The 23,078-nt window shown below is 45.9% G+C and carries 25 protein-coding genes and 1 riboswitch; of the genes, 2 read left to right on the top strand and 23 right to left on the bottom strand.

Going from position 1 to position 23,078, the window contains the following annotated elements; all coding sequences use genetic code 11:
- Positions 1-217: 217 nt before the first annotated feature.
- The 18 genes from ACVBIU_RS03550 to moaA all read right to left on the bottom strand — a co-directional run bounded on the left by ACVBIU_RS03550 (position 218) and on the right by moaA (position 15,114).
- Complete coding sequence (locus ACVBIU_RS03550; RefSeq protein WP_447163142.1) at positions 218-1,939, bottom strand: ArnT family glycosyltransferase; 1,722 nt, start codon at positions 1,937-1,939, stop codon at positions 218-220.
- Positions 1,940-1,985: 46 nt separating this feature from the next.
- Positions 1,986-2,651, bottom strand: coding sequence for a TVP38/TMEM64 family protein (locus ACVBIU_RS03555; protein ID WP_447159066.1), 666 nt, complete (start codon positions 2,649-2,651; stop codon positions 1,986-1,988).
- 2 nt (positions 2,652-2,653) lie between these two features.
- Positions 2,654-3,385 (bottom strand): glycosyltransferase family 2 protein, encoded by a 732-nt coding sequence (locus tag ACVBIU_RS03560; RefSeq protein ID WP_447159067.1) that lies wholly within the window; start codon positions 3,383-3,385, stop codon positions 2,654-2,656.
- Between the two features lie 346 nt (positions 3,386-3,731).
- On the bottom strand, positions 3,732-5,231 hold the full coding sequence (locus ACVBIU_RS03565; RefSeq protein ID WP_447163096.1) for a capsule assembly Wzi family protein: 1,500 nt from the start codon (positions 5,229-5,231) through the stop codon (positions 3,732-3,734).
- A gap of 6 nt (positions 5,232-5,237) precedes the next feature.
- Entirely contained in the window at positions 5,238-5,717 is a 480-nt protein-coding gene (coaD, locus tag ACVBIU_RS03570) for a pantetheine-phosphate adenylyltransferase (protein ID WP_447163097.1), read from the bottom strand.
- A 204-nt stretch (positions 5,718-5,921) separates the two neighbouring features.
- The gene (locus ACVBIU_RS03575; protein ID WP_447163098.1) at positions 5,922-6,602 is read right to left on the bottom strand and encodes a TIGR01621 family pseudouridine synthase; all 681 of its coding nucleotides are present in this window, start codon (positions 6,600-6,602) and stop codon (positions 5,922-5,924) included.
- 46 nt (positions 6,603-6,648) lie between these two features.
- Complete coding sequence (locus ACVBIU_RS03580; RefSeq protein WP_447163143.1) at positions 6,649-7,872, bottom strand: sensor histidine kinase; 1,224 nt, start codon at positions 7,870-7,872, stop codon at positions 6,649-6,651.
- 82 nt (positions 7,873-7,954) lie between these two features.
- Entirely contained in the window at positions 7,955-8,632 is a 678-nt protein-coding gene (locus ACVBIU_RS03585) for a response regulator transcription factor (protein ID WP_447159071.1), read from the bottom strand.
- A 3-nt stretch (positions 8,633-8,635) separates the two neighbouring features.
- A complete protein-coding gene (locus ACVBIU_RS03590; protein ID WP_447159072.1) occupies positions 8,636-9,157 on the bottom strand; it encodes a PepSY domain-containing protein in 522 nt (173 codons plus the stop codon).
- Positions 9,158-9,200: 43 nt separating this feature from the next.
- Positions 9,201-9,551, bottom strand: coding sequence for a NirD/YgiW/YdeI family stress tolerance protein (locus ACVBIU_RS03595; protein ID WP_447159073.1), 351 nt, complete (start codon positions 9,549-9,551; stop codon positions 9,201-9,203).
- Positions 9,552-9,682: 131 nt separating this feature from the next.
- Positions 9,683-10,789, bottom strand: a complete 1,107-nt coding sequence (locus ACVBIU_RS03600; RefSeq protein ID WP_447159074.1) for an ABC transporter ATP-binding protein — start codon at positions 10,787-10,789, stop codon at positions 9,683-9,685.
- Positions 10,770-11,450 (bottom strand): molybdate ABC transporter permease subunit, encoded by a 681-nt coding sequence (modB, locus tag ACVBIU_RS03605; protein WP_447159075.1) that lies wholly within the window; start codon positions 11,448-11,450, stop codon positions 10,770-10,772. The genes ACVBIU_RS03600 and modB overlap by 20 nt, the downstream gene beginning before the upstream one ends.
- Positions 11,450-12,229: a molybdate ABC transporter substrate-binding protein gene (modA, locus tag ACVBIU_RS03610; protein ID WP_447163099.1), complete on the bottom strand. Its 780-nt coding sequence runs from the start codon at positions 12,227-12,229 to the stop codon at positions 11,450-11,452. The genes modB and modA overlap by 1 nt, the downstream gene beginning before the upstream one ends.
- A 28-nt stretch (positions 12,230-12,257) precedes the next feature.
- Positions 12,258-12,710 (bottom strand): molybdopterin synthase catalytic subunit MoaE, encoded by a 453-nt coding sequence (moaE, locus tag ACVBIU_RS03615; protein WP_447159077.1) that lies wholly within the window; start codon positions 12,708-12,710, stop codon positions 12,258-12,260.
- Position 12,711: 1 nt separating this feature from the next.
- On the bottom strand, positions 12,712-12,963 hold the full coding sequence (moaD, locus tag ACVBIU_RS03620) for a molybdopterin synthase sulfur carrier subunit (RefSeq protein ID WP_447159078.1): 252 nt from the start codon (positions 12,961-12,963) through the stop codon (positions 12,712-12,714).
- Between the two features lie 8 nt (positions 12,964-12,971).
- The gene (gene moaC, locus ACVBIU_RS03625; protein ID WP_447159079.1) at positions 12,972-13,448 is read right to left on the bottom strand and encodes a cyclic pyranopterin monophosphate synthase MoaC; all 477 of its coding nucleotides are present in this window, start codon (positions 13,446-13,448) and stop codon (positions 12,972-12,974) included.
- 79 nt (positions 13,449-13,527) lie between these two features.
- Positions 13,528-14,052, bottom strand: a complete 525-nt coding sequence (gene moaB / locus ACVBIU_RS03630) for a molybdenum cofactor biosynthesis protein B (RefSeq protein WP_447163100.1) — start codon at positions 14,050-14,052, stop codon at positions 13,528-13,530.
- An 81-nt stretch (positions 14,053-14,133) separates the two neighbouring features.
- The gene (moaA, locus tag ACVBIU_RS03635) at positions 14,134-15,114 is read right to left on the bottom strand and encodes a GTP 3',8-cyclase MoaA (RefSeq protein ID WP_447159081.1); all 981 of its coding nucleotides are present in this window, start codon (positions 15,112-15,114) and stop codon (positions 14,134-14,136) included.
- Positions 15,102-15,238: riboswitch (molybdenum cofactor riboswitch) on the bottom strand. It overlaps the preceding gene by 13 nt.
- 255 nt (positions 15,239-15,493) lie before the next feature.
- Between moaA and ACVBIU_RS03640 the strand changes: the two genes are divergently transcribed.
- Positions 15,494-17,143, top strand: a complete 1,650-nt coding sequence (locus ACVBIU_RS03640) for an electron transfer flavoprotein-ubiquinone oxidoreductase (RefSeq protein WP_447163101.1) — start codon at positions 15,494-15,496, stop codon at positions 17,141-17,143.
- 112 nt (positions 17,144-17,255) lie between these two features.
- Here the strand turns inward: ACVBIU_RS03640 and ACVBIU_RS03645 are convergent, their stop codons facing one another.
- From ACVBIU_RS03645 to ACVBIU_RS03660, 4 genes are all read right to left on the bottom strand, one after another.
- A complete protein-coding gene (locus tag ACVBIU_RS03645) occupies positions 17,256-17,606 on the bottom strand; it encodes a DUF4870 domain-containing protein (protein WP_447159083.1) in 351 nt (116 codons plus the stop codon).
- 57 nt (positions 17,607-17,663) lie between these two features.
- A complete protein-coding gene (locus ACVBIU_RS03650; RefSeq protein ID WP_447163102.1) occupies positions 17,664-18,362 on the bottom strand; it encodes an MOSC domain-containing protein in 699 nt (232 codons plus the stop codon).
- 132 nt (positions 18,363-18,494) lie between these two features.
- Positions 18,495-19,952, bottom strand: a complete 1,458-nt coding sequence (locus ACVBIU_RS03655) for a sensor domain-containing diguanylate cyclase (RefSeq protein WP_447163103.1) — start codon at positions 19,950-19,952, stop codon at positions 18,495-18,497.
- 264 nt (positions 19,953-20,216) lie between these two features.
- Positions 20,217-21,062: a PfkB family carbohydrate kinase gene (locus ACVBIU_RS03660; protein ID WP_447159086.1), complete on the bottom strand. Its 846-nt coding sequence runs from the start codon at positions 21,060-21,062 to the stop codon at positions 20,217-20,219.
- Between the two features lie 326 nt (positions 21,063-21,388).
- Here ACVBIU_RS03660 and ACVBIU_RS03665 point away from each other — a divergent pair, with 326 nt between their 5' ends.
- Entirely contained in the window at positions 21,389-21,577 is a 189-nt protein-coding gene (locus ACVBIU_RS03665; protein ID WP_447163104.1) for a hypothetical protein, read from the top strand.
- Between the two features lie 51 nt (positions 21,578-21,628).
- On the opposite strand, the gene ACVBIU_RS03670 is transcribed toward ACVBIU_RS03665, so the two are convergent.
- The gene (locus ACVBIU_RS03670) at positions 21,629-22,957 is read right to left on the bottom strand and encodes a coproporphyrinogen III oxidase family protein (RefSeq protein ID WP_447163105.1); all 1,329 of its coding nucleotides are present in this window, start codon (positions 22,955-22,957) and stop codon (positions 21,629-21,631) included.
- Positions 22,958-23,078: the final 121 nt, after the last annotated feature.

Here is a 23,078-nt window from a genome sequence, read left to right on the forward strand (position 1 = left end):
TACAGAAGAACAGATATACTCTGCCGTCTAAGCGTTTTGTAGGTCGGCATTTATGCCGACAAATCCTATATAAAACAGAATTGATGGGCTAAAGCCCAACCTACAGAAGAACATACATTCTCTTGCACCTATGCTTTTCCGTCTTAGCTTTTCCTAGGACCTAGGACCTAAGCTCTAAATCCTAGGACCTGTCTTTCCTAGGACCTAGAACCAAAGATCAATCCATCCACCGCCCTGGCGTCGGGGTGAAATACTGATAACGTCTATCTGGCTCGGCGCATGTCGGTAGCAAATTATCTTTGCTTAACAATACCCAATCATCGCGATGAGCGACGCCCATGCTTTTCGCACCAGTAAAATCAAAACAGTTAAGCTGTTGATGATCGCCGACTAAGATAAAGCGCTTATCGCCTTCATGCATCCACTGCCATGCATTTCGCTCTTGCTGCTCAAGCGGGGCAAGGTAGCTAAAGTGGGTAATATCAACAGGAGAGAACAAGATAAACTGTTCTTTAAATTTAACTAAGCCAAGTTGACCATCTGGGCCTATCGCCTTAGCAGCGTTAGCCATTAAGGCTTGCGGCGTACGCATAGGCTCTAAAATGCTATAACCCCATGTGCTCATCACAATCCATGTCAGCGCTAGGCTAATCCCCATTCTCACCATGGCTTGTGAGCGGCGCAGCGTAATGAGCACAGCAAACCAGATAAAACCAACCGTCAGCAACAGATAGCCCATATGCGTTAAGTCAGCCGAATAATCGGCCATCGCCTTAACAACGACGGGATGATGAATTAGCGCCAAAATACCCGCTGTGGTAAACACTAAGCCAAGCAACCAAAGTAAGCCTGTTAGGCCCCACTCAAACCAACGCTTAGGCTCTGTACCTGTAATAATCGCCGATAACGCGAGTGCGAGCATTGGCAGTGCAGGCAAGATATACACGCCTCGCTTACCCGGACTGATACTGAAGAACACGATTACGAGTACTACCCAGACCAACAATATGGCAATGGTAGGCTCGGCTTTAACCTTGGCGACAAAGCGTTGCCAGTGAGCCACTATCAATAGCGGCAACGGGAACCACATTACAGGTATCACACTCATCAAGAAGTAATACCAAGGCTCAATATGGTGCCAAGCATTAACGTATCGCTCACCGGTTTGCTTAAACAAAATATTGTTTTGATACTGAATTAGCTCCGGGGTGCCTTGGCTTTGAACAATCAGCACCATAGGCACCAGCCAACAGGCAATCACCGCCAACATGGCCAATGGCCCTGCCAGGCACCACCATTTAAGGCGGCCTTTAAACAGATCTTTTTGGATCAGCGCATAAGCGATAATCGGGATAAGCATAAGTAGTGGTAAGAAACCCACACCTTTGGTAATAACCCCTAGCCCCATAAATGCCCAGCCAGCAAAATACCAGCGCCAATGAGGCCCCGTCATAAAGTGACGCAGCAAACCATAACAGCCCAAGGTGATCCAACACATCACCATGGCATCGATTTGCGCGTTTTTACTCTGAATTAAAAACTGCGGTGCCAACATCAACAGCAGAGCGGCATTACGGCCGACACGTACATTCCACAGTCTTGAACCTAGGTCATAAACGAGGAATAGTGTTAAAAACCCTGCTAATGCATTGGGTAGCAAGAAGGCGACTTTTAAGCTGCCTGTCAAGCCATAAAACAGCGCGATTGCCCACATAAATACGGGCGGTTTATCAGGGTAAAACTCCCCTCCGCGCTGCGGGAAAAACCATTGACCTGAATCCACCATCTCTCTGGCGACTTCGGCAAAACGGGGTTCATCAGCAGGCCAAGGCGAACGCCAGCCAATGCCGACAAGCAAAATCACTGCTGCGAACAGCAACAGCATGCTCAGCACTTGATAATAGTCATCACTATTGAATCGTTGTTGTAGCGATTTCAATACCATTTTATTAGACCTTGTTGTTAAAGCCAGTTATTAAAACTTATTATTCATCGGTGACAATTTCATCTACCTGTTTACGCAAGCGCGTTTTATACAGGTATGCACCGATCAGAGAGGAGAAAATAAACAGCACAATACTAATGATTAAGTTGTTGTGGTCTGACAGGCCAATGCCTGCACCTGCAAAACTAAAGATAAGCATCTGCGGCAGGTAACCTATACCGCTACCGGCAAAAAATTTCCACGCACTCACATGAGTCGTGCCTGCAAATAAGTTGGTTAAAGCGTTACTGCCAATAGGTAACAATCGAATCATCAGTACCTTCAAGAAAGTACGATGAATGATCAACCTCTCGAAACGAAACAGTTTATCTTTGAAGCGTTTCTTAAGGCTGCTTCTGAAGGTTAACCGGGCAAAGTAGAAGGTGATCACGCAACCGAGCAGTGCTGACAATGTGGCCAGTAATGCACCATAAACGCCGCCTAAGGCAAAGCCCAATACAAAAGCGATGACCTGACGAGGCCCACCAACACTGGTGAATGCCGCTCCCATCACAAACAGTACCGCCAAGGCGCTGTTGCCATTACTTTCTACGTAGTTAGCCACCCAGTTACTATCAGTTAGGTGTTCAAATAGACCTTGCTGGGCAGCAAACATCAGCAATACCAGTATTGCGATAACGAATAATGTTTTAGCTAAGCGTTTCATTACTACTTGACCTGTGTGGTCTCAGTTTTAACTACATTGGGTAAACGCGTTCTGCGGTTAAGCCACATCACACCCATGATATCGACAATGCCCACCCACACACGGTTCCATGCGGTGTACTTTGACTCACCTTCCATGCGGTCTCTGTGATTGACTACCGAGACTTTTATCTCACCGCCATGGCGACGGATAAGTGCTGGAATATAGCGGTGCATATGATCGAAATAAGGCAGCTTTAAAAAGCTGGCTTTTGGGAAGACTTTTAAGCCACAGCCGGTGTCTGGTACGCCGTCACCGAGTAGGGCGTCGCGAATTTTATTGGCGACACGAGACTGAAAGCGTTTCCAGGCGGTATCTTTACGGTTTTTACGGTAACCGGCGATACAAAAATCACTATGGGTCATGGTGGGAATAAGATCTAACATCGCGGGAATATCGGCTGGATCATTTTGACCATCGGCATCTAAGGTGGCAATGATGTCTCCACTGGCGTTTTGTACGCCTGTATGCAGCGCGGTACTTTGGCCGGTGCTTTTTTGATGACGAATTGCTTTCGTCGCACAACCGAGTCGCTCGCCGGTGCGCAGCAACTCACCAAAAGTATCATCACTGCTGCCGTCATCAACAACTATCACTTCAAAAGGCGTTTTATCTTTTAGGGCTCGATGGATCTCTTCGACTAAGGGACCGATATTAGCTTGCTCGTCTTTTGCTGGGATAACGACTGAAATCAAAATATGTACTCCAAAAAAGTTGTTAGAGCTAAACTTAGCCCTGTTCAATCTTTGACTGAAACCACTACCAAAGAGGTGTATTCACTATCGGCGAGCACTGGGAAATTCAGGCTTTCCTCTATGATCCTCACCAAACATCTCTATACAGAAACTGATTAAGCTTCTGCTGTAACCTACAGAAAAAGATAAAGATTTAAAAATAAAAACGTACTTTAACCCACTATTATGTAATTTTTAGTTAGTAGGCTCGATAGAGATCAGTACAAGCTGCATCTTTGCAGTGCCAACCTCATCTGCTTTAAATACTAAAAAGCCAACGCTTTTGGCGTTGGCTCTATTTAATCATCTAGAATTTGTACTCGTATGTACCAAATACGGTGGCATTGGTTTCGTTGTCTTGCACCTCAAATTCTGATTGAGACACAGTGCCACCCACGCTCATCATGCCATACCAAAATGGCATGCGATAGCTCAACTCCAGCATCAACAAGTCCTCTTTTTTCGGCTGTGGTGCCCATCCGTGGCTAGGGCTTTTACCATCTTTATTAAGCTGAGCATAACGCAGTAACGAGGTAAAACCTTTGCTATCAGCAAACTGACCGATTAAGCCTAAAACATACACATTAGCGTCACTGTCATAGGTGCTACCCAATGCGCGGCCGTAATAACGTGAACCACTTCTATAGGTTGAATGCTCATAGAAACAGTTAAAGGCATTTTCATCTTCACCGCAGAACACCATAGTATCTGTGTACTCGAGGAACAATTTATACTGCTGACCATCTAAGTTAAAACGCGTATCGGCACCGAACATTGAACCACAATCTACGATATCCCATGGCGCAGAGCTTTTAGCATCTTCACAGGTTCTTTCGTAATACACACCAAACGGCACATTGTACCAAGTATCGCTAAAGCGGATGTCGTAACCCGCCATCTGGTTGCCGTAGTTGCTACAGCCCACTTCATCGACGTTATCTGCACGGCAATCGCGCTGACCCGTTATCGATTTAAAGGCGCTGTCCCAAGTACACTCTTGACCATCACCACAAAATTGAGTGGTCCACGACAGCCCCATTTCAAGTTGTCTAAAGGGGCGAATCGAGCCTCGGAAATTCCATAACAGTGCATTAGGAGCATAGCGCTCCTCTTCAAATCGACTAATGCCTGCGGTAAAGGTCCAAGGGCCGAGCCAAGATAACCAAGGCGTCTCGAAAGCCTGTGCATTATTACGGCTCAGCATTAACGACGGCATAGGCCTAGCGTTATTCGACTTATGCAGTGCCGAGTCAAATCCCGGCCCCCACCACTGCTCAACAGCGCCAAAGGTAAACATCCAGTTACCCAGTGCCATGGCAAGATAAGAGTCATCAAAACGAAACTCTTCGTCATCACTCGGCTTGTAATTGGCTGAGGCAGAGAGCTTATACGCAAATCTCTCGCCTACATATTCGTAAGATGCACCCAGTTCACCCTGCTCACGGTAATCGGAACCAAAGTGTTGAAACCGCGCTGGGTCGCTTGCTGCCGCAAGCTTTATACTGGTATTACCGCGATTATCGACGGCATTACGGTAGTAATAATTCACCCGCGAATAGGCATCGATTAATGCTGGTGTCAGCATTGATGGCTCTGCTTTGGCAAGATCTGCACCAATACCTGACCACATTAGCGGATAGGTATTAACCGGAACCGTAATCACACCCGCATCGGCCAGGGCTTGAATATCGGCTCTAAGGTAGATGTCTGAGGTGTCGACCCAAGGTGCTGCAATGCTAACACTTGAGTAAACCAGTGCTAATACCGATAAAAGCTGAATGGCAGATGTTTTAATAAATTTAAGCATGGACAACTATTTAGCCTTAACCGTTAATGCATTTGCGACTTCAGCGTGAACAAACTGGCTAACATCGCCGCCATGAAGCGCAACCTCTTTGACCAAGCTCGATGAAATAAATGAGTTTTCCTCGCTAGGTGTTAAAAACACGCTTTCAAGATCAGGGCTCAAACGACGATTCATGTTGGCTAGCTGAAATTCATATTCGAAATCAGAAACCGCGCGCAATCCTCTGACCAAGACGCTAGCATTTTGTTCCTTTGCAAAATCCACTAATAAGCCACTAAAGCCGACCACCTCGACGTTATCGAGGTGAGCCGTGACTATTTTTAATAAATCGACACGCTCTGCAAGGGTAAATCTAGGCTGTTTAGAGGGATTCGCCGCAATGCCAATAATCACGTGCTCAAATAAATTGGCGGCACGCTCAATAAGATCGGCATGACCATTGGTAACTGGGTCAAATGTTCCAGGATATATGGCTCGCTTATGCACGTTTAAGTCTACCCTTAGTATTGTCACTCAGTGATATGAGCGACCATAAAATTCATAGCCCAATGATAAGGACTTTTTAGGGGCACTATCCTACTCGTTATCGCCTGAATTGTGAATGCAAAAGCCAATATAAGCCACAATACTTACCGATTATTGACACTTAAACCCACAAGACGAAACATAAATAAAAACGTGCTAACGCATCTAGCTTTTCTTTAGCCTAGGCCAAGATAAATCATGAGGCTGCTGCCAAACGTTAAGTTGCGCACTGACTGCGGACTGTTGGAAGAACTCTCCGGAGGTTGGTGCTGCAATATATTGATACTGCACACCTAAGTAATCGAACTGCAGGCAGTAAGCATGCAGATAGCCCCTATCAGCATCCGCTCCGCCGTAAAGACTATCGCCTAAGATAGGCACACCTATGCTAGCGAGTGCGACTCTAAGTTGATGCGTTTTACCACTATGGGGCTTGAGCAGATACAAACGATCGCCCTCTGCAATAGAATGAGAAAAGAACTGGGTAATTGCCGGGTTGTCTGTCGTGCGAAGGAGTTTATGCATGCTGCGACGAGATTTGGCCATGTCACCAATCACCCAGCCTTGCTTCTTTTTAGGCTTTCCCTTTGCCAGTGCGAGATAATACTTTTGCACTAAATGCGTTGAAAACATGCGAGTAAACTCAGCCGCAGCAGCACTAGATTTAGCAAGGATAATAAGCCCAGAGGTCATGGTATCGAGTCGATGGACGGCGTAGAGCTTAATCCCAAGATCGGCCTCGGCTTGAGCAACTACGCCAGCGCTACCGTCTTGGCTATGGAAATGCACCTCGGCGGACTTATTAATAACAATAAAGTCGCGTTCATCGGCAATGACTTGATACATAGATTGAGATTTCCAGGAATTAGCAGTAGCTCGGCTAGCGCAAAGATTAAAACGTAATAATAACCTTTAGACCAGGCTGATTATCGGTTAAGGCTATTTTAGCATTATGACGCGACAGAATCGCCTTCACCATAGATAAACCTAAGCCCGTGCCTTTATGGTGACGACTCGGATCTAACCGCACTAAGCGCTCGAATACCTTCTCACGAGAAGTCTCAGGGATCCCGGGGCCATTATCTTGAATTGAAATAACATTACGGTTCTGAGAAATGCTAATTTCAGCGCCCTCACCCGAATGTTTAATCGCGTTATCGACCAAGTTAAACAGTGCCTGAAATAATAGATACTTGTCGCCACTGACCTGAAACTCTTCACCCGTGCTGAGCTTCAACGACTGACCGTTAAACTCGGCCATCGCATCGGCCATTTCAAATAGATCTTGGCTGATATTAATTAAGCTGACATCTTGCAGTTCGAGTGTTTGCTGCCCCTCTTCGATGCGTGTTAATGACAACATGGCGTCGAACGTCGCCAAACAATGATCGAGTTCTTCAGTGAGAATGGCGCAACTTTCAGCAAGCTCAGCCTCTGGCTTACTCGGTAACTGCTCAAGCCCAATACGTAGGTGAGATAAGGGCGTACGCAGATCGTGGGCGATATTATCGGTAACCCCACGCACTGCCGCTAAGTTCTTCTCTAGGGCATCGAGTACCCCATTAAATTGGCGTGCCAGCATATCAAACTCATCTTGACGCCAGCTCACTGGTAATCGAGTCGAATATTGTCCCCGCTCAATCCGCTTACTCAAGCGGTTGTACTGTACTAGGCGGCGTAAAATAGCTTTAGAAAATAGATAGCCCAGTGCTAGCGTTAGTACTACGGTCAGCATCAGTGCGGTAATTGCCGCATTAGTGAATTTGTCGATTAACGCGCCAAGCTGGTCGACACGGGTTGCGATGAGCATAGGGCCATAGCGAGTCATCACCATGCCACCCGTTAAGATATGCAGCTTTTCGGGCCCACCGGTAAATACCGGAAACTCACGTTTCTCGGGAAGCATAGGCATATCTTTGGGGATCATACTTAGCGAACCAACCAGATCGAGGGAGTCACGCCAAACAATCAGGGCAACTTTAGGGTCGGCACCGCGCACCTGAGTCGCAAAACTGCGCCTATCAAGTGTTAACGCCATCTGTTGGTAACGGGTCTTTTCTGCATCTAGATGTAAGTCCAGCTGATGCTCTTGTTCATTTATCAGCTGGCGATACATGCCCAGTAACAAGGTGCCAATAATGACCGTTACGAGGGCTGAGAAAATGATGGTAATGCGCCAGGCACTACTCTGATAGGGCTTAATGCCCTTGGCGTAACCGATATCCGGCACCTCGAACAGTTTCGATTAATTCGCCATGACCAAGCTCTTCAAACTTACGTCTTAGCTTAGCAATATGCACGTCGATAACATTAGTACGTGGATCGAAATGGTAATCCCACACCGCTTCAAACAGTAGCGTGCGACTGATCACTTGGTTTACATGCTCCATCAGGTACTTAAGTAACTGGAATTCTTTTGGCTGCAGCATGATCTCTTGTCCATCTAAGGTCACTTTGCGTGTCAGCAGCTCGATGCTAAGCGGACCAACAGTCAAGTCGGTAATAGTGGGCTGAGATTCACCACGTTGCATTAATTTTTCAGCACGAACCAACAACTCAGAGAAAGCAAACGGCTTAGTCATGTAGTCATCGCCACCCGCTCGCAACCCTTTGACTCGCTCATCAACATGACTGAGTGCAGACAAGATCAACACAGGTGTTTGACTGCCGGTCGCGCGCAGCGCAGCTAACAGTTTTAGCCCATCGAGCTGTGGCAACATACGATCTAAAATGATCAAGTCGTACTTCATGCTGGTAGCCAGCAATAAGCCTTGGTGACCGTCTGTTGCTGTTTCTATATTGTGCCCTTGCTCAACAAATCCCTTAACGACATAATCGATGGTAGTCGCGTCATCTTCAACCATGAGTATTTTCATGTTTTAGTCCCATTTGAGCAGTGGTAATAATTGTTTATTTTCAATATCGAAGGCTAACTGACGTTTACCATCAATATCAAGAATTTCTAATTCTATATAGCTAATACCTAGATCGTTGTCGACTTCAGCTTTGACAATGTAGCCGCTGGTTTCTTTACCGACTAGGGTAAGCATATCAGATAGCGATAAACCATTTTCCTGCAGCATAACCACACCCGCAAGCTCATCGTTATCGTCTTTTTTAATACGGCCGACTTCGCGCTCTTTTAAGCTGCCATCTATGGCTCGATATTCATATTCTGTAATGGTGTTAGCTTGCTGATCGATCATCTTGAATTCATAAACCAATTCACCATGTTCGATATTCGCTTCAAATTCAGAGATCACGCCCACATGTTGCTGTTCAAGCTTCTGCACCATTTCTGTAGGCGAGGGATAATCTCCCGTAGACAGCAATGAATACAAGCCTTGTCCAGCAAACGAACTACCAGAAACTAACAATAAACCAATTAGCCAGCGAGCCATGGCTCCTCCGAAAAATAAACGCTAAACCACTTTCAATAAAGGATTATTCAGAAATCAGACGTATGCTGTCAATTTCTATTTCAATACCGCTCCACTCATCATCAACTTCACCGACAAGCTTCACTTTCGAGTCGCTAGAAACTTCGATGTCACGCAGCAGCTTATTATCGATTTCAACTTCGACATTACCGCTGTCATCACGGAAAAGGTACTTTTCATCGCCTAGGCTTTGCACTAAATAGCCTGTCAGCTCTACAGGAGTATCGTCTTTTGCTGTCGCTGCGTCAGAAGCGGTTTTAATCTGACTTACTGGACCTGGACCATTATATGCGGCCATAGCAGGAAGGGTTAACACTGCAGACAACATGATTAAACCCGTTAATTTTTTTGACATAACATAATACTCCTCTTACATGTAGGAGCACATGATATGACACGCTATATAACATCTAGATGGTGCAAAGATTAAACTTTGATCATATGCGTGAAGCCGAGTCTAACTTGGCTAAATTGTCTGAAAATAAGTTACTTTTCCAGTATATGGATTAACTCAGATTTTAGCGCCACCGTTGTTTGCGTGCCGACGCTTAGGGCTAACTTTTGTGCTAAATGTAGTGGTACTTCGGCATGAATTTTATGCTGCACGCCAACGACACTTGCCAGCACTCGCACTGTCTCCCCCATGATCAACATCGAGTCGATAGTAATATCCAGTTTATTGAAGCTACGGCACAAACGGCCTTTTTTAATCGAATTGAAACGCACGCCTTGATTGGGGATCACCCAGCGGACTTTAGCACCGACATCTAAGCTTTCAAAATAGGTACTCGCAATGAGGTGCTCACCAAACTTAAGCCAGGTGATCTGTCGCTCCGCTTCTTGCGCAATCACATCGGCGTCGAAGATGTTACGCAGGCCCATCTGTTTGGCAACGGCTTCATCGCGTGGACGAGTTAATACCTCACGTGGCCTGCCTTGCTGCAACATTTTTCCTTGGCTAATCAAAATCATGCTGTCAGCTAATAACATCGCCTCATTCAGATCATGGGTCACCATTATCACCGGAATCGCTAACTGCTCTTTAAGCCTAGCGAGCTCCAGATAAAGACGCTCACGGGTTTCTCTGTCAACTGCCGAGAAAGGTTCATCGAGTAGTAATACTGACGGCTCTCGCGCCAATGCTCTAGCCAGTGCCACCCTTTGACGTTGTCCGCCAGAAAGGTGCGCAGGCAGTCTGTCGGGTAAACCATGTAAGTTCACTCGCTCAAGCCAATCTTTTGCCCGCGCTTCACGCTCGGCTTTAGGTATATGGTCCAGCGCTGCCACCACGTTCTCTAACGCGGTTAAATTAGGGAACAGTCCAAAATGTTGTGGTACATAACCTAAGTGACGTTGCTGCGGCGTTAGCTGTATGCTCTGCTGGCGATTAAACCACTGCTTATCACCGTAACAGATCTCGCCATCTTCTGGCTGAGTCAGACCTGCTATCATCCGCAGTAGCGTCGACTTACCGCCTCCTGAGGGACCAACAACGGCCAAGACCTCTCCAGCCTTACAGCTGAACTCGGCATCTAACTTAATATGTTTGGTCTGTTTAATGCGGCAATATAGATCAGCGACGGTTTGCGACATGCTGGCCTCCAACACGACGCGACAAACTCGTGGTCAATGCCAATACCGTTATCGCAAACAGCAGTAATACCAGCGACATATTACCCGCACTGGCAAAATCAAATGCCTGCACGCTGTCGTAGATAGAGATAGCAATGGTTTTGGTTTCACCGGCAATATTACCGCCCATCATCAGCACCACGCCAAACTCACCCAGCACATGGGAGAAGCACAACACTATAGCCGTTAATACGCCCGGCCACACCATAGGAAGCTCAATCTTGAACAGCACTTTAAAGCGACTCATACCGCAGCAGGCAGCCGCATCACGCACATCTTCAGGCACGGCTTCAAATGCGCGCTGAATAGGCTGAATAGCAAAGGGGATATTGACTAAGATGGAGGCTACGACTAAGCCAGAGAAGTGAAATACCAGCTGATGCCCAAGCAGTTGCTCTAGCATTCGACCTAGCCAAGACTCACTGCCAAGCCCCACCAGCAAGTAATAACCAATAACCGTAGGTGGCAACACCAGCGGCACCATGACTAAGGCTTCTACCCAGGACTTACCGGGAAAATGTCGATAAGCCAAAAAACGTCCCGCTAGAATCGCCAGCGGGATCAAGATCAGTACAGTGACACTACTGAGCTTGATTGATAGCAATAGCGCTTCCCAATCCATTACTGTGTCGCTCTCGCAAAGCCGTAATCGGCAAAGATATCCTGAGCGGGTTCAGACAGCAGGTAGCTATAAAATAGTTTGGCAGTTTCACCCGCTTTTAGGGTTAGCACCATGCGCTGATCCAATGGCGTATAATATTCTTGTGGGATAACCACATAATTTGCACGCGCCTTAAAACGTTCCGCCGAGGCTAGCGACAAGGCAACTAAGCCACCTTGAGTGGCACCACTAAGTGCAAACTGTGCCGCTTGAGACACGTTTTCGCCAAACACCAGATAGGGTTGAATCGGTTGCCAAAGTCCCAGCTTTTGCAACACTTCTTTGGCGCGCTCACCGTAGGGAGCATGGTCAGGATTAGCGATGGCGAAGCGTTTAAGCTTATTTGCAGCCAGCAACTGCTTAAGCCCCTCTAAGTTAGGGTCAAGCGTTAGTGGCGATGACTTAGGCGCTGCAATGGCGAGTTGACCCACTGCGTATATCACCCCGTCATCGAGCGTCTGCTTAGCTTTGGCTAGCTGTTTGATATAACGCTCATCAGCAGAAAGGAACAGCTCAAAGGGAGCACCATGCCTAATCTGCGCAACAAAATTGCCAGAAGAGCCATAGGAGATCCTGACTTTACGGCCAGTCTCTTGAGTAAATTGCTTAGCGATATCATCCAGTGCAAACTTAATACTCGATGCAGCCGCTATCGCGGGCACATCTTGTGCTGCTAGCGCACCTTTGCTTATTGCTAAAAATGGCAGCAATAGAGCAAGCACCATAACCCTAAACTTCATTGAGCCGATCTCCTTGCTAAAGCGTTTGCTACGCTTTTTTATCCCACATTTTTGCAGCTTGTTCATCGGCGTCACGGGCCTCTACCCAGTTAGCGCCTTTGTCACCGGCTTCTAATTTCCAAAACGGCGCTTTGGTCTTAAGAAAATCAATCAAGAACTCACAAGCAGCAAAAGCTGCCTTTCGATGAGCACTGGTTACGCCGATAAAGACAATCTGCTCACCCAGCGCCATAGCACCCACGCGGTGAATAATCGTGACATTATTGAGCGGCCAACGCTCACGCGCCTGCGCTTCAATCTGGTTCAATACCGCTTCGGTCATGCCTGGGTAATGCTCAAGGGTGAGATCGGTCACCGCACTGCCATCGTTAAAGTCACGTACTTTACCGACAAAAGTCACCACGGCGCCATCGCTATTGTCTTGACTGATTAAGTGGTATTCCTCTGGAACATTAAAGTCCTGGGTCTGAACACGGATCATATTAACCTCCGGTAACCGGTGGGAAGAATGCCACTTCATCACCATCTACAATCGCCGCATCCCACTGGCTAATGGTTTGGTTTACAGCCACCAATAGCTTGTCAGACGCCAAAACTTTGGCCCATTTATCGTCGGTAGCGGCTAGCGTTGCACGTAGACCTTCAGCGGTTTGCGTGTGCTCACCGGCTTCAACTTTTACGCCAGCGGTGCCAAGTAGTTCTCTAACTTGTGCAAAAAATAATACGTTAATCATATTGGTCTCTATACCTTAAAGTGCCCAGACTTACCGCCACGTTTCTCAGTCAAACGCACCTGAGAAATCACCATATCTTTTTGAACCGCTTTACACATATCGTAGATAGTCAGCGCCGCAACCGAAGCGGCTGTAAGCGCCTCCATTTCAACCCCTGTTTTGCCCGAAAGCTTACAAAGACTGCGGATCCACACGCGGTTATGCTCAGGTTGCGCTTCTAGTTCAACTTCAACTTTGGTCAGCATCAGCGGATGACAAAGTGGAATAAGATCAGAGGTCTTCTTCGCCGCTTGTATGCCCGCAATACGTGCGGTAGCAAACACATCACCCTTGTGATGACTGCCGCTCATGATCATCTCTAAGGTTTCACTCGCCATTTCAATATAGGCTTCAGCTCGTGCTTCTCGCTCGGTAACAGACTTATCTGTCACATCTACCATGTGAGCATTACCATCTGCATTGATATGGGTAAAAGCATTGGTCATTGGGTTTACGCCTTTTATAAAATATGGGTCATAGAATATGAATCAAAAAGAGTACCGTAACATTGGCCTCTAGTGAGGCTTATTCGGTGATTTTTTTCACATGCATCACAAAGTTACAAGGACGATGAGTTGCATCAAGTTGTTCTTTAATCAGCTTATTCCAGCCAGTCTTGCAGGCACCTGTTGAGCCAGGAAGACAGAAAACCGCAGTTTTATTGGCAATGCCACCTAAGGCACGCGACTGCACTGTCGAGGTGCCAAGCTCGGTATAAGTGATATGACGGAAGAGCTCACCAAAGCCTTCGATATCTCTATCGAATAACGGCTTTACCGCTTCAGGGGTATTATCTCTATCGGTAAAACCGGTGCCCCCCGTGGTGATAATCACCTGTACGTTATCGGATGCAATCCATTGAGAAAGCACCGAACGAATTTGGTATTTATCATCTTTGATAATCTGGCGTTCGGCAAGCTTATGCCCCGCCGCTAACAGTGCGCTTTCAAGAAAAGCACCTGATGTATCAGATTCAAAATCACGGGTGTCAGATAAGGTTAAAACAGCAATGTTTAGCGCCGTAAATTGGCTTGGAGTGCAGTGTCCCATTATGGTCTCTTATTTATCAGAGTCTAGCGACGATTATACCTAGCTTCTGACGCAACTAAGTTGCGTCAGATCAGAATTTAATTAGCCACCAATAGAAGCGAGGTGCTGTGTCACACCAGTGATGCCGTCATGCAAGAAGTGCGTTTCTTTCTTCTGCGCAAGTTGACCGTGTAAGCGCTCTATTAATTCAGCTTGTTGATCTGGTGTTTGCAGTAAATCACGCAGATCGACACCGTTTTCTGTGAACAAGCAAAGGTGTAATTTGCCTTTGGCCGATACCCGCAAACGGTTACAACTGGCACAGAAATTTTTCGCATAAGGCATGATAAGCCCAATACGACCTTGGTAATCTTGGTGACTGAAGTTTTGCGCTGGGCCATCGTCAACAGCTGGCGTATCAAACTGCCAACCCGCCTGCTCAAGCTGCAACTTGATATCGTTACCCGCTAGATGATGCGCCTTGAAATAGTCGTGACCTAAGCCCGTTTCCATTAGCTCAATAAAACGCAAATCAATAGGCGTGTTTTTAATCCAATGCAAGAAGCGCGGTAAGTCTTTATCATTAAGACCTTTAAGTAATACCGCATTGATCTTCACCCGCTCAAAGCCCGCTTCTAGAGCAGCATCCACACCACGCATCACTTCATCAAACTTATTCTCACCAGTGATCTGGTAGAACATTTTCGGGTCTAAACTATCGACCGAAATATTGATGCGTCTTAGCCCTGCGTCATACCATTCTTGGGCATGCTTAGCTAAGCGATAACCGTTTGTCGTAGTCGCAATGGTATTAATCTTATCGTTATCTTTAACGATACGAATAATATCAGTGAAGTCTCTTCGCAAAGATGGCTCGCCACCTGTGATACGGATCTTCTGAGTTCCGACTTTTGAAAAAGCCGAGACTAAATGTTCGATTTCGTTGAGATCGAGAAATTTAGGCTTACCGTCTGGGCGGTAGCCATCGGGGAGGCAATACGTACACTTAAAGTTACATACGTCAGTAACTGACATACGTAAATAATGAAACCGTCGACCAAAGTTGTCTTGTAGTTGGGACATGATCACCTTTCCAAGTAAGGGGAGGTGAGAGCATTTCTTTTCTCACCCCGGTGGCGTTATTGCCACGGCTAAAAACCCGTATCTGTCTCGACGTAGGGTAAGAAGCTCGGAGAACCGTCAACCTTGATTATAGGCGTATTTCTGTGACAAACCATACCCCAAGAGCCAGAATTGCTGGCCAAAAGCACCAAATGCAAAGATTTTGTGACAACGATCATGCAATGAGCTGCTTAAAATATCTGCACTGTTATCGTGGAAACACTGTGCCCTTGAGCGATTTTCAGGTAAGGTGAACTAAAACATTAAAACACCCGTTTATAGTGTTGTTGACTCAATTAGCGCTATTGTCATCGGGGGAGAAAGAAGGAAAGGTGATCTGATGGAACGCGAATCGATGGAATTCGATGTTGTAATCGTGGGGGCGGGTCCCTCGGGATTAGCAGCAGCATGTCGTTTAATGCAAATATCTCAAGATAGTGGCCAAGAGCTAACCGTCTGCGTAGTCGAAAAAGGCTCCGAAGTGGGTGCGCACATTTTATCTGGCGCAGTATTCGAACCCAAAGTACTTGATGAGCTATTTAACGATTGGCGCGATAAAAATGCCCCTCTACTTACCGCTGTCACCCATGATGAAATTCACATGCTTAACTCGCCAATCGACGCGCGAGCCATGCCAAATGCGTTTGTACCAAAAACCATGCACAACCAAGGTAACTACATCATCAGCGTCGGTAACCTATGCCGTTGGTTAGCTGAGCGTGCTGAAGAGTTAGGTGTCGAAGTCTTCCCTGGTTTCCCTGCAAGCGAGTTGCTGTTCAACGAGGATGGCAGCGTTAAAGGCATTCAAATTGGTGACATGGGTGTTGGCGAAGATGGTCAGCCCAAAGATGGCTATGAGCCTGGCATGGAGCTGCACGCCAAATACACCGTATTTGCTGAAGGCTGCCGTGGTCACTTAGGTAAACAGCTCATCGACAAGTACCACCTCGACAATGGCAAAACCCCACAACATTACGGTCTAGGCTTTAAAGAGATCTGGACCGTACCCAGCGAGCAACATGAGCTCGGTAAAGTGGTGCACACTGGCGGCTGGCCATTAACTGAAGGCGCCTCTGGCGGCGGCTTTATGTATCATATGGAAGATAATCAGATTGCAGTGGGCTTAATTGTCGACCTTAACTATAAGAATCCACATTTAAGTCCGTTCGATGAATTCCAGCGTTATAAGACTCACCCAGTTATCGCTCAAACGCTAACCGGTGGTGAGCGTGTTGCATACGGCGCAAGAGCTATCACTAAAGGTGGTTTAAACTCACTCCCTAAACTGACCTTCCCGGGCGGTATGATTATCGGTTGTGATGCTGGCACACTCAACTTTGCTAAGATCAAAGGCACTCATACCGCAATGAAGAGCGGCATGCTAGCTGCTGAAACACTAGCACAGGCCATGATGGCTGGGGTTGAAGCGGGTAAAGATCTCGATTGCTTACAAGACAGACTTGATAAAAGCTGGCTTAAAGAGGAGCTATATTCTTCCCGTAATTTTGGCCCAGCTATGCATAAATTTGGTACCTATCTTGGCGGTGCATTTAACTTTGTCGACCAAAACTGGTTTGGCGGTAAGCTGCCTATCACCCTAAGGGACGAGAAACCTGATTATGCGCAGATGGCAGAGTCGAGTGCCTACAGCAAAATTGATTATCCTAAGCCGGACGGTAAGTTAAGTTTTGATAAGCTTTCTTCAGTGTATCTCTCAAATACCTTCCATGAAGAAGATCAGTTATGTCATCTACGTTTAAAAGATGTTCGTATTCCAATTGATGTGAACCTGGTTAAATTTGATGAGCCTGCCCAGCGATACTGCCCTGCTGGCGTGTATGAAATTGTCGAAGAAGCAGGTGAGAAGAAGTTTGTTATCAACGCTCAGAACTGCATTCACTGCAAGACCTGCGACATTAAAGATCCAAGCCAAAATATCACCTGGGTAACCCCTGAGGGTGGCGGTGGACCAAACTACCCTAATATGTAGCATCCAATATATAGTTTGATTGCAGAACTAAATAAAGAGCCAAATAAAATGCCTATCGGATATTTCCAATAGGCATTTTTGTTTAAGGTATCTTACCTAGGCGGTAAAGAAATTAATAAACCCTAGGCTTAATGAAGTTAATCGTCAGCGGATATTTATAACTCTCACCCTCGCTTGCTTTAATTATCGCGATAATAGTAAAGACGATATCGGCTATTGCGAATAGCGCAATGAGAATAAAACCAATACCCACCAACATCAAAATGGCACTCACAGTGACATAGATAAGCATACTGATTTTAAAGTTTAAACAGTTACGACCGCAGCTCTCAACCAGAGGAAACTCATCACGTTTCATTAACCAAACGATTAAGGGCCCTAAAATACTGCCAAACGGGACAAGGTAACCAGAAAAACTAGCAACCTGTACAATAATCCCCATATTTTTTTCATCTTGCGTCATACACACCACTCCTTGCATTAATTGTGGCCATTAGTTAGCCCCTTATCAGATAAAGCCTTAAGGAGTTTGTGGGCCATACAGGCGCATTTGCCAATCTTCGATGGCATTGTTCTCTATTCGTCGCTGTAAACTATTGACCCAGGCAGCCGCTAAACCTTCGCAATCAAGCAAACGTTGATATTGCTCTGCGTTAAATTCTGGCAAGAAATAGATATGCATAGCCTCTGCCACACTGATATCCGTTAAGCGCTTAATCCGCTCGATGGTATCGGTTTCAACAATCGTGCCGGGCTTTAATACTCGGTAAAACCAACCACATCGTCCACTTTGCTGCATCGCCAAAGCAAACTCATTATGACCAAACTGTAAATTGAGCTTAAAACAGGGAGAGCGCGGCTGAGTTACTTGCAATTCGACTTCACCGATTTTGATGATATCGCCAATATTCACCTCGGTTTCATCTAAGCCAACAGTACTGATATTCTCCCCCATAGCAGGGGCATCTTTAAAGCTCGCCATCATGTCCCAGCGACGATACTGACCATAATGCTCCCGAGGGAAATGATGCAACACTCGATCGAGTCCACCATGGTGCTTAACATCGGCCTGAGCATCTCCGGCAACGCCTTGGATACCGACTTGCAATTGAACCGCACGGCGCTTGTGATTAATCCCAGAGGTCACGCTACCTAGCCCAACGATGACTTCACCCTGGTATAAGCCTGAGATCTGCTCCACTAATGTTTGAGGTGCCATTAATATCTACTCTGCTGAAAAACTTGAACTATCCTAACATCGTCAGCAAAAGATGCAGTAACTTGATTTAGCTGAGGCCCCCAGAGCTAAGCAATAGAAGCCCCCCCACATTTCTGTAGCCTAGGGCACGCGCTAATAAGACAGCACGACTCGATTACGTCCTTGTTCTTTGGCTTGATAGAGCGCGATATCGACACGATTGATCAGATCTTCAGCCTGTTCCGATGCGCGGTGCTGCGCAGCACCACAACTCAAGGTGACATTGATTTCACAACCATTGACGCGTAATAGTCGCTCAGCCACCTGCTGTCTTATCTTTTCGGCTAGCTCACTACTCTGGCTTAAACTGCTATTAGGCAGCAAGATTAAAAACTCCTCGCCGCCCCAACGACACAACAAGTCATCCTCTTTAAGCTGACTTTTGAGCATATGGCTAACGGTTTGGATAACCAAGTCACCAATATTATGTCCGTAAGAGTCGTTGACCTGTTTGAAATGATCGATATCGACTAATAATAGCGATATCGGCCTATTATCAAGCACTGAACTTGCCAATGAATGAGCAAAATGTTCTTCAAAAGCTTGTCGATTAGCCGCGCCAGTGAGCTTGTCGGTTGATGCCATCAATTCCAACTTACGTTGATACTTCCCCAGAGTCATATTGGCGATTATCAGGATCCCAATAGTCACCAACAAACTTAAACCAATATTTATCCAAAAGGTGGTTAACAGCTTTTGCTCTCCCCGCGCCTCATTCTGTTCCACAATTAAGTACCACTTAAACTCCGGCACTAAACGGCTATTAAGGAAGATGGTGTTGCCATCTTTTTGATACGAAAATGCGGTGCTTGGGCTGGTCAGTATTCTTGTTGCAAGCTTTTCAAGCCCAGGACTCGTTTGCAGCGTCGACGCGCCACTATACTGCTCACTCTGCAGAGTAATGTTGCCTTGCCTGTCACTAAAATATACGCTGCGATTATAACGAGTCTGATAGAGCTCGATGAGATGCTTTACACTTTCAACCGCTAACCCTACCCCTGTCACGCCGATAAAGTTACCTTCAAAGTCAAACACCTTATAGTTAACGTAAATAACGGTTCGATTTAGATCTGCTGAATCGGGATCAATATTGACCTCAAAATGTTCAGATTCAGGTAGAGAGCGAACTCTAAAATACCAAGCATCCTCAGGATCAATATCTTTAATCTGTTTGAGCACGCCACTTGAGTGGTAATACTTACGTGAGGCTTCGGAAACAAAAAAGCTAGTGACTGTGCCGTACTTCTCTTGGATCTCTTTCAAATAGCGAATAAGTTTTTCTGGATTCTTTTCTTGGTTAAGGGTCCAATCACGAACAAAAGTATCTTGCGCCATCAATGACGAGATAAAGATAGGCCTAAGCAGATCTTGTTGAATTTCAGAGTAGATATTGTCACTGGTCAGTGGCAGGTTATTATCTTTAACCTGTTCACTGAGTGAATCGTGGGCGACTTGATAACTGATCCCACTGGTCACCACGAAGGCAACTAATAACAATAAGGATAAAATCCATATAAAGCGTTTCTTATCGTTAAAAAACCTATCGCCCATAAACCGTCCTTGCTTAACATCTAAAGCCACAGTCAATAAAACCTAGCCAGCGTTAACTATTTGTTAAATTTTCTCAATCGTAACTGAAAACCCATGGGCTCGCATCGACTTTTAGTCTTTTTATAGCGATTTGATAGAGGCTAGAAAAAGAAAGCCCTGTCGCAGTGACAGGGCAAAAGGAAGTGAAAAAGTTACATTCAGAGATGATTCAATACCAATTCTAGGCTGAATTGATGACTGTGACATGACACCAATATGACAAGCTCATGGCGCTTCAGTGAGATATTGCTTTAAGCCTTTTCCAGGAATAGAGCTATGACACGCCACTGCAAAGCCGGACCAAATAGCGGCCTCTTGCATCGATTCGATAATATCTTTATGACTCACTAAGGCGTGAATCAGCCCTGCCGCGTAGGCATCGCCTGCACCAGTTGTATCCACAACGTTACTCGGGACTGCCGCAACCGTTACAGGCTCTGCTGCGCTATATAAGATCGCCCCGTTTTCGCCGTCGGTAACCACAAAATATTTGAGATTGTCACCCGCTATCGATGTTGCAAAATGCCAAAGATCTCCATCACAACGGCCCTGCATATCACTTAAGGATGCGATTAATACGTGGCATGGGCGCGGACGTTGATCTTTAGCCAGTTGGGCGACGACCCAACAATGCTGCATTGCAGTTTTGGCCCAACTCACCGCCCCTTCGCTTGAAGAGTTAATATAAAGGGCATCAATATTTTGCCAGTTCGGTGGTAATGGTAATTCAAACTTAGGTCGCTCAGGCCGGATAATGGTTCGCTCACCATCCGGCGTCATCATCAGTAGCATCTCACAAGTATTACCCGCGCGGCGCTGGATCAAGCTGCAGTTAATCCCCTGAGTACTGGCTTCGGCTATCAACCAATCACCAACATCATCACGGCCCACCTCGGTGACAAGGGTGACTTGGTTACCCGCCCACACTAAACCTATGCCCGTGTTAGCTCCGCCGCCACCTAAGCGCTGACCACCATCTTGATAATGGAATCGCCCACCGGGCTTGATAGGTTGATTTAGGTTAAAAATACGATCGCAGTTGAGGTTTGCTACCAACAAGATATTCGCCATAACAGCTCGATATAAGCAAGAGTTCACTCGATAGTAAGAGATTTTATTCAGGGTTCCAAGCTCTGGCCAAGAAATCAACAAACAAAGCCTCTGTAATGCTTTTATTACCAGCGATGTAAGCGATCTCTTAAACTAATGTGAGAGCTTATAGTCAGTGGCTTTAGCCCTGTTTTTTCAATTTACGGGTAACTTATTGAAAAAAATCCACTCCATACAGAGTAATTCACTGGGTATAAGCTACCCTTATCGTATCTGAGTTGATACTGCGCTATGCAAATCAAATTTACGATTTATGATATTGGTAAGCCTACTTACAGGATAGTTGAATGGACTCAATTATTGGCATGCTCGATCAAATGGAATTTGGGACGACACCTGAAGCACAGCTTGCTCGTTATCAAGCGTGTTTATGTGAATTTGAACAACTGCAGTACACCGATGACTATGTTTTGCAGATCAAAGAAGATATTAAGAAGTTACAGCACCTTATAGAAAAAAAGGGTGAAGCTATATAGCTTCACCCTTTTTTGTTGCTGAACCGCATATAACGGGACTCGCTAGATTGTTTACATGTCGCAGGCTTTAAGCGGCTTGCGCAACTGAGCTCGTACGTTATCCATACCTGAATAGAACTCTTTCATCATCAGTAAGCCCATCATCTTACCGTTATCGGTCACAATCAACTTATCAGGGTCAGTTGGATCGTTCTTAATCGCACCGATGGCTTTCATCGATGTCATCTCTTTAAACAGAGCGGCATCAAGATTTACACCAAAAGTATCGCGGAAATATTTACGCGATAAACGGCCAGAGAACATACCGAGTAAGAAACGATATTGCATCACTTCCTTACGACCATAATTCTTCTGTTGATCAACACCCATACGACCATCAGCAATGCGTTCTTGGTAATTTCTGAGTGAGAATGTATTCACATAAAGCGTGTCATTTAAGAAACTAAATGAACCTGAACCGACACCTAGATACTCATCATAATCGATAACGTATTCATCAAAGCCTTCGTTATTCGCCTTACCAAACGCCCAAGCTGATAACTGGTTATATTGACCATTCAAGCTATTCAGGATTTGACGATACTGACGCGCCATATCACCATGGGGGGCTGCTAACTTACCTTTGACACTCTTACGTGTTTGGTGAGTAATCATCAGCGGATAAGTCGTAATTTGGCGAGGGTCCAAACGAGAGGCCATATCCAAGTCATGCTGGATCACCTCATCGGTCTGGCCACGGAAGCCAAAAATAAGATCGACGTTAATGATCGGAAACAGCTCTTTAGCCGCCATAATCTTATCGAAAGTCTCTTGTCCAGAACCGAACTTATCAAGACGGTCTGTCATCGCGAGAATATCATCATTAAAGCTCTGCACCCCGATCGACATACGATCGACCAAGCCTTCTAGCTGCTTAAAGCCAGGGCTATCTAAGTGCTGTGGATCTGATTCACACGACACTTCTTTTATACTTGGGAACAACTTCTTTGCATGCTCGATGGTACGGGCAAGCTCATCTTCTAATACGGTTGTGGTACCGCCACCGATATACATAGACTCGAAGTCATAGCCTAACGCTTTAACCATATCCATCTCTTTACGCAGAGAGATAAAATAGGCGCGTGCCTTATCTTCTTTAAATAGGAAGCGGTGGAAGGTGCAGAATGAACACAAGGTGTGACAGAAAGGCACATGCGCATAAAGCATGTACTTCTTACCCTCAATTGGGTTTGGCATCATTTCAGCCGAAACGGTGTCCAGTCTTAAATTGCGATCAACATAAAACTGCATGACTTTCTCCATACCGCTAATCATCCAGTTAGGCGTGGTGATATTGGCGCTATAGGGTTGAGCAGTTCCAGGCAAAATAATTGAAGACATAAAAGTTCCTATAAGAAGAATGCTAATGACAAAAGAATCGGAAATTGGAATGCAATTGAGGTGAACAAAATTAGCACGTTAAATGAGCATAAAACGTGATTAGGTTATAACTTAGCGTTTC

This window comes from Shewanella sp. 30m-14 (assembly GCF_052977125.1).

Coding starts and splice junctions, on each gene's coding strand:
- moaD (WP_447159078.1), bottom strand. CDS start 12,963: ATGATTAACGTATTATTTTTTGCACAAGTTAGAGAACTACTTGGCACC.
- ACVBIU_RS03585 (WP_447159071.1), bottom strand. CDS start 8,632: ATGAAAATACTCATGGTTGAAGATGACGCGACTACCATCGATTATGTC.
- ACVBIU_RS03555 (WP_447159066.1), bottom strand. CDS start 2,651: ATGAAACGCTTAGCTAAAACATTATTCGTTATCGCAATACTGGTATTG.
- ACVBIU_RS03660 (WP_447159086.1), bottom strand. CDS start 21,062: ATGGCGAATATCTTGTTGGTAGCAAACCTCAACTGCGATCGTATTTTT.
- ACVBIU_RS03670 (WP_447163105.1), bottom strand. CDS start 22,957: ATGTCTTCAATTATTTTGCCTGGAACTGCTCAACCCTATAGCGCCAAT.
- moaC (WP_447159079.1), bottom strand. CDS start 13,448: ATGACCAATGCTTTTACCCATATCAATGCAGATGGTAATGCTCACATG.
- ACVBIU_RS03650 (WP_447163102.1), bottom strand. CDS start 18,362: ATGGCACCTCAAACATTAGTGGAGCAGATCTCAGGCTTATACCAGGGT.
- ACVBIU_RS03645 (WP_447159083.1), bottom strand. CDS start 17,606: ATGACGCAAGATGAAAAAAATATGGGGATTATTGTACAGGTTGCTAGT.
- modA (WP_447163099.1), bottom strand. CDS start 12,229: ATGAAGTTTAGGGTTATGGTGCTTGCTCTATTGCTGCCATTTTTAGCA.
- ACVBIU_RS03565 (WP_447163096.1), bottom strand. CDS start 5,231: ATGCTTAAATTTATTAAAACATCTGCCATTCAGCTTTTATCGGTATTA.
- ACVBIU_RS03665 (WP_447163104.1), top strand. CDS start 21,389: ATGGACTCAATTATTGGCATGCTCGATCAAATGGAATTTGGGACGACA.
- modB (WP_447159075.1), bottom strand. CDS start 11,450: ATGGATTGGGAAGCGCTATTGCTATCAATCAAGCTCAGTAGTGTCACT.
- ACVBIU_RS03655 (WP_447163103.1), bottom strand. CDS start 19,952: ATGGGCGATAGGTTTTTTAACGATAAGAAACGCTTTATATGGATTTTA.
- ACVBIU_RS03575 (WP_447163098.1), bottom strand. CDS start 6,602: ATGTATCAAGTCATTGCCGATGAACGCGACTTTATTGTTATTAATAAG.
- moaB (WP_447163100.1), bottom strand. CDS start 14,052: ATGGGACACTGCACTCCAAGCCAATTTACGGCGCTAAACATTGCTGTT.
- ACVBIU_RS03590 (WP_447159072.1), bottom strand. CDS start 9,157: ATGGCTCGCTGGCTAATTGGTTTATTGTTAGTTTCTGGTAGTTCGTTT.
- ACVBIU_RS03595 (WP_447159073.1), bottom strand. CDS start 9,551: ATGTCAAAAAAATTAACGGGTTTAATCATGTTGTCTGCAGTGTTAACC.
- ACVBIU_RS03580 (WP_447163143.1), bottom strand. CDS start 7,872: ATGTATCGCCAGCTGATAAATGAACAAGAGCATCAGCTGGACTTACAT.
- moaA (WP_447159081.1), bottom strand. CDS start 15,114: ATGTCCCAACTACAAGACAACTTTGGTCGACGGTTTCATTATTTACGT.
- ACVBIU_RS03600 (WP_447159074.1), bottom strand. CDS start 10,789: ATGTCGCAAACCGTCGCTGATCTATATTGCCGCATTAAACAGACCAAA.
- moaE (WP_447159077.1), bottom strand. CDS start 12,710: ATGATCCGTGTTCAGACCCAGGACTTTAATGTTCCAGAGGAATACCAC.
- ACVBIU_RS03640 (WP_447163101.1), top strand. CDS start 15,494: ATGGAACGCGAATCGATGGAATTCGATGTTGTAATCGTGGGGGCGGGT.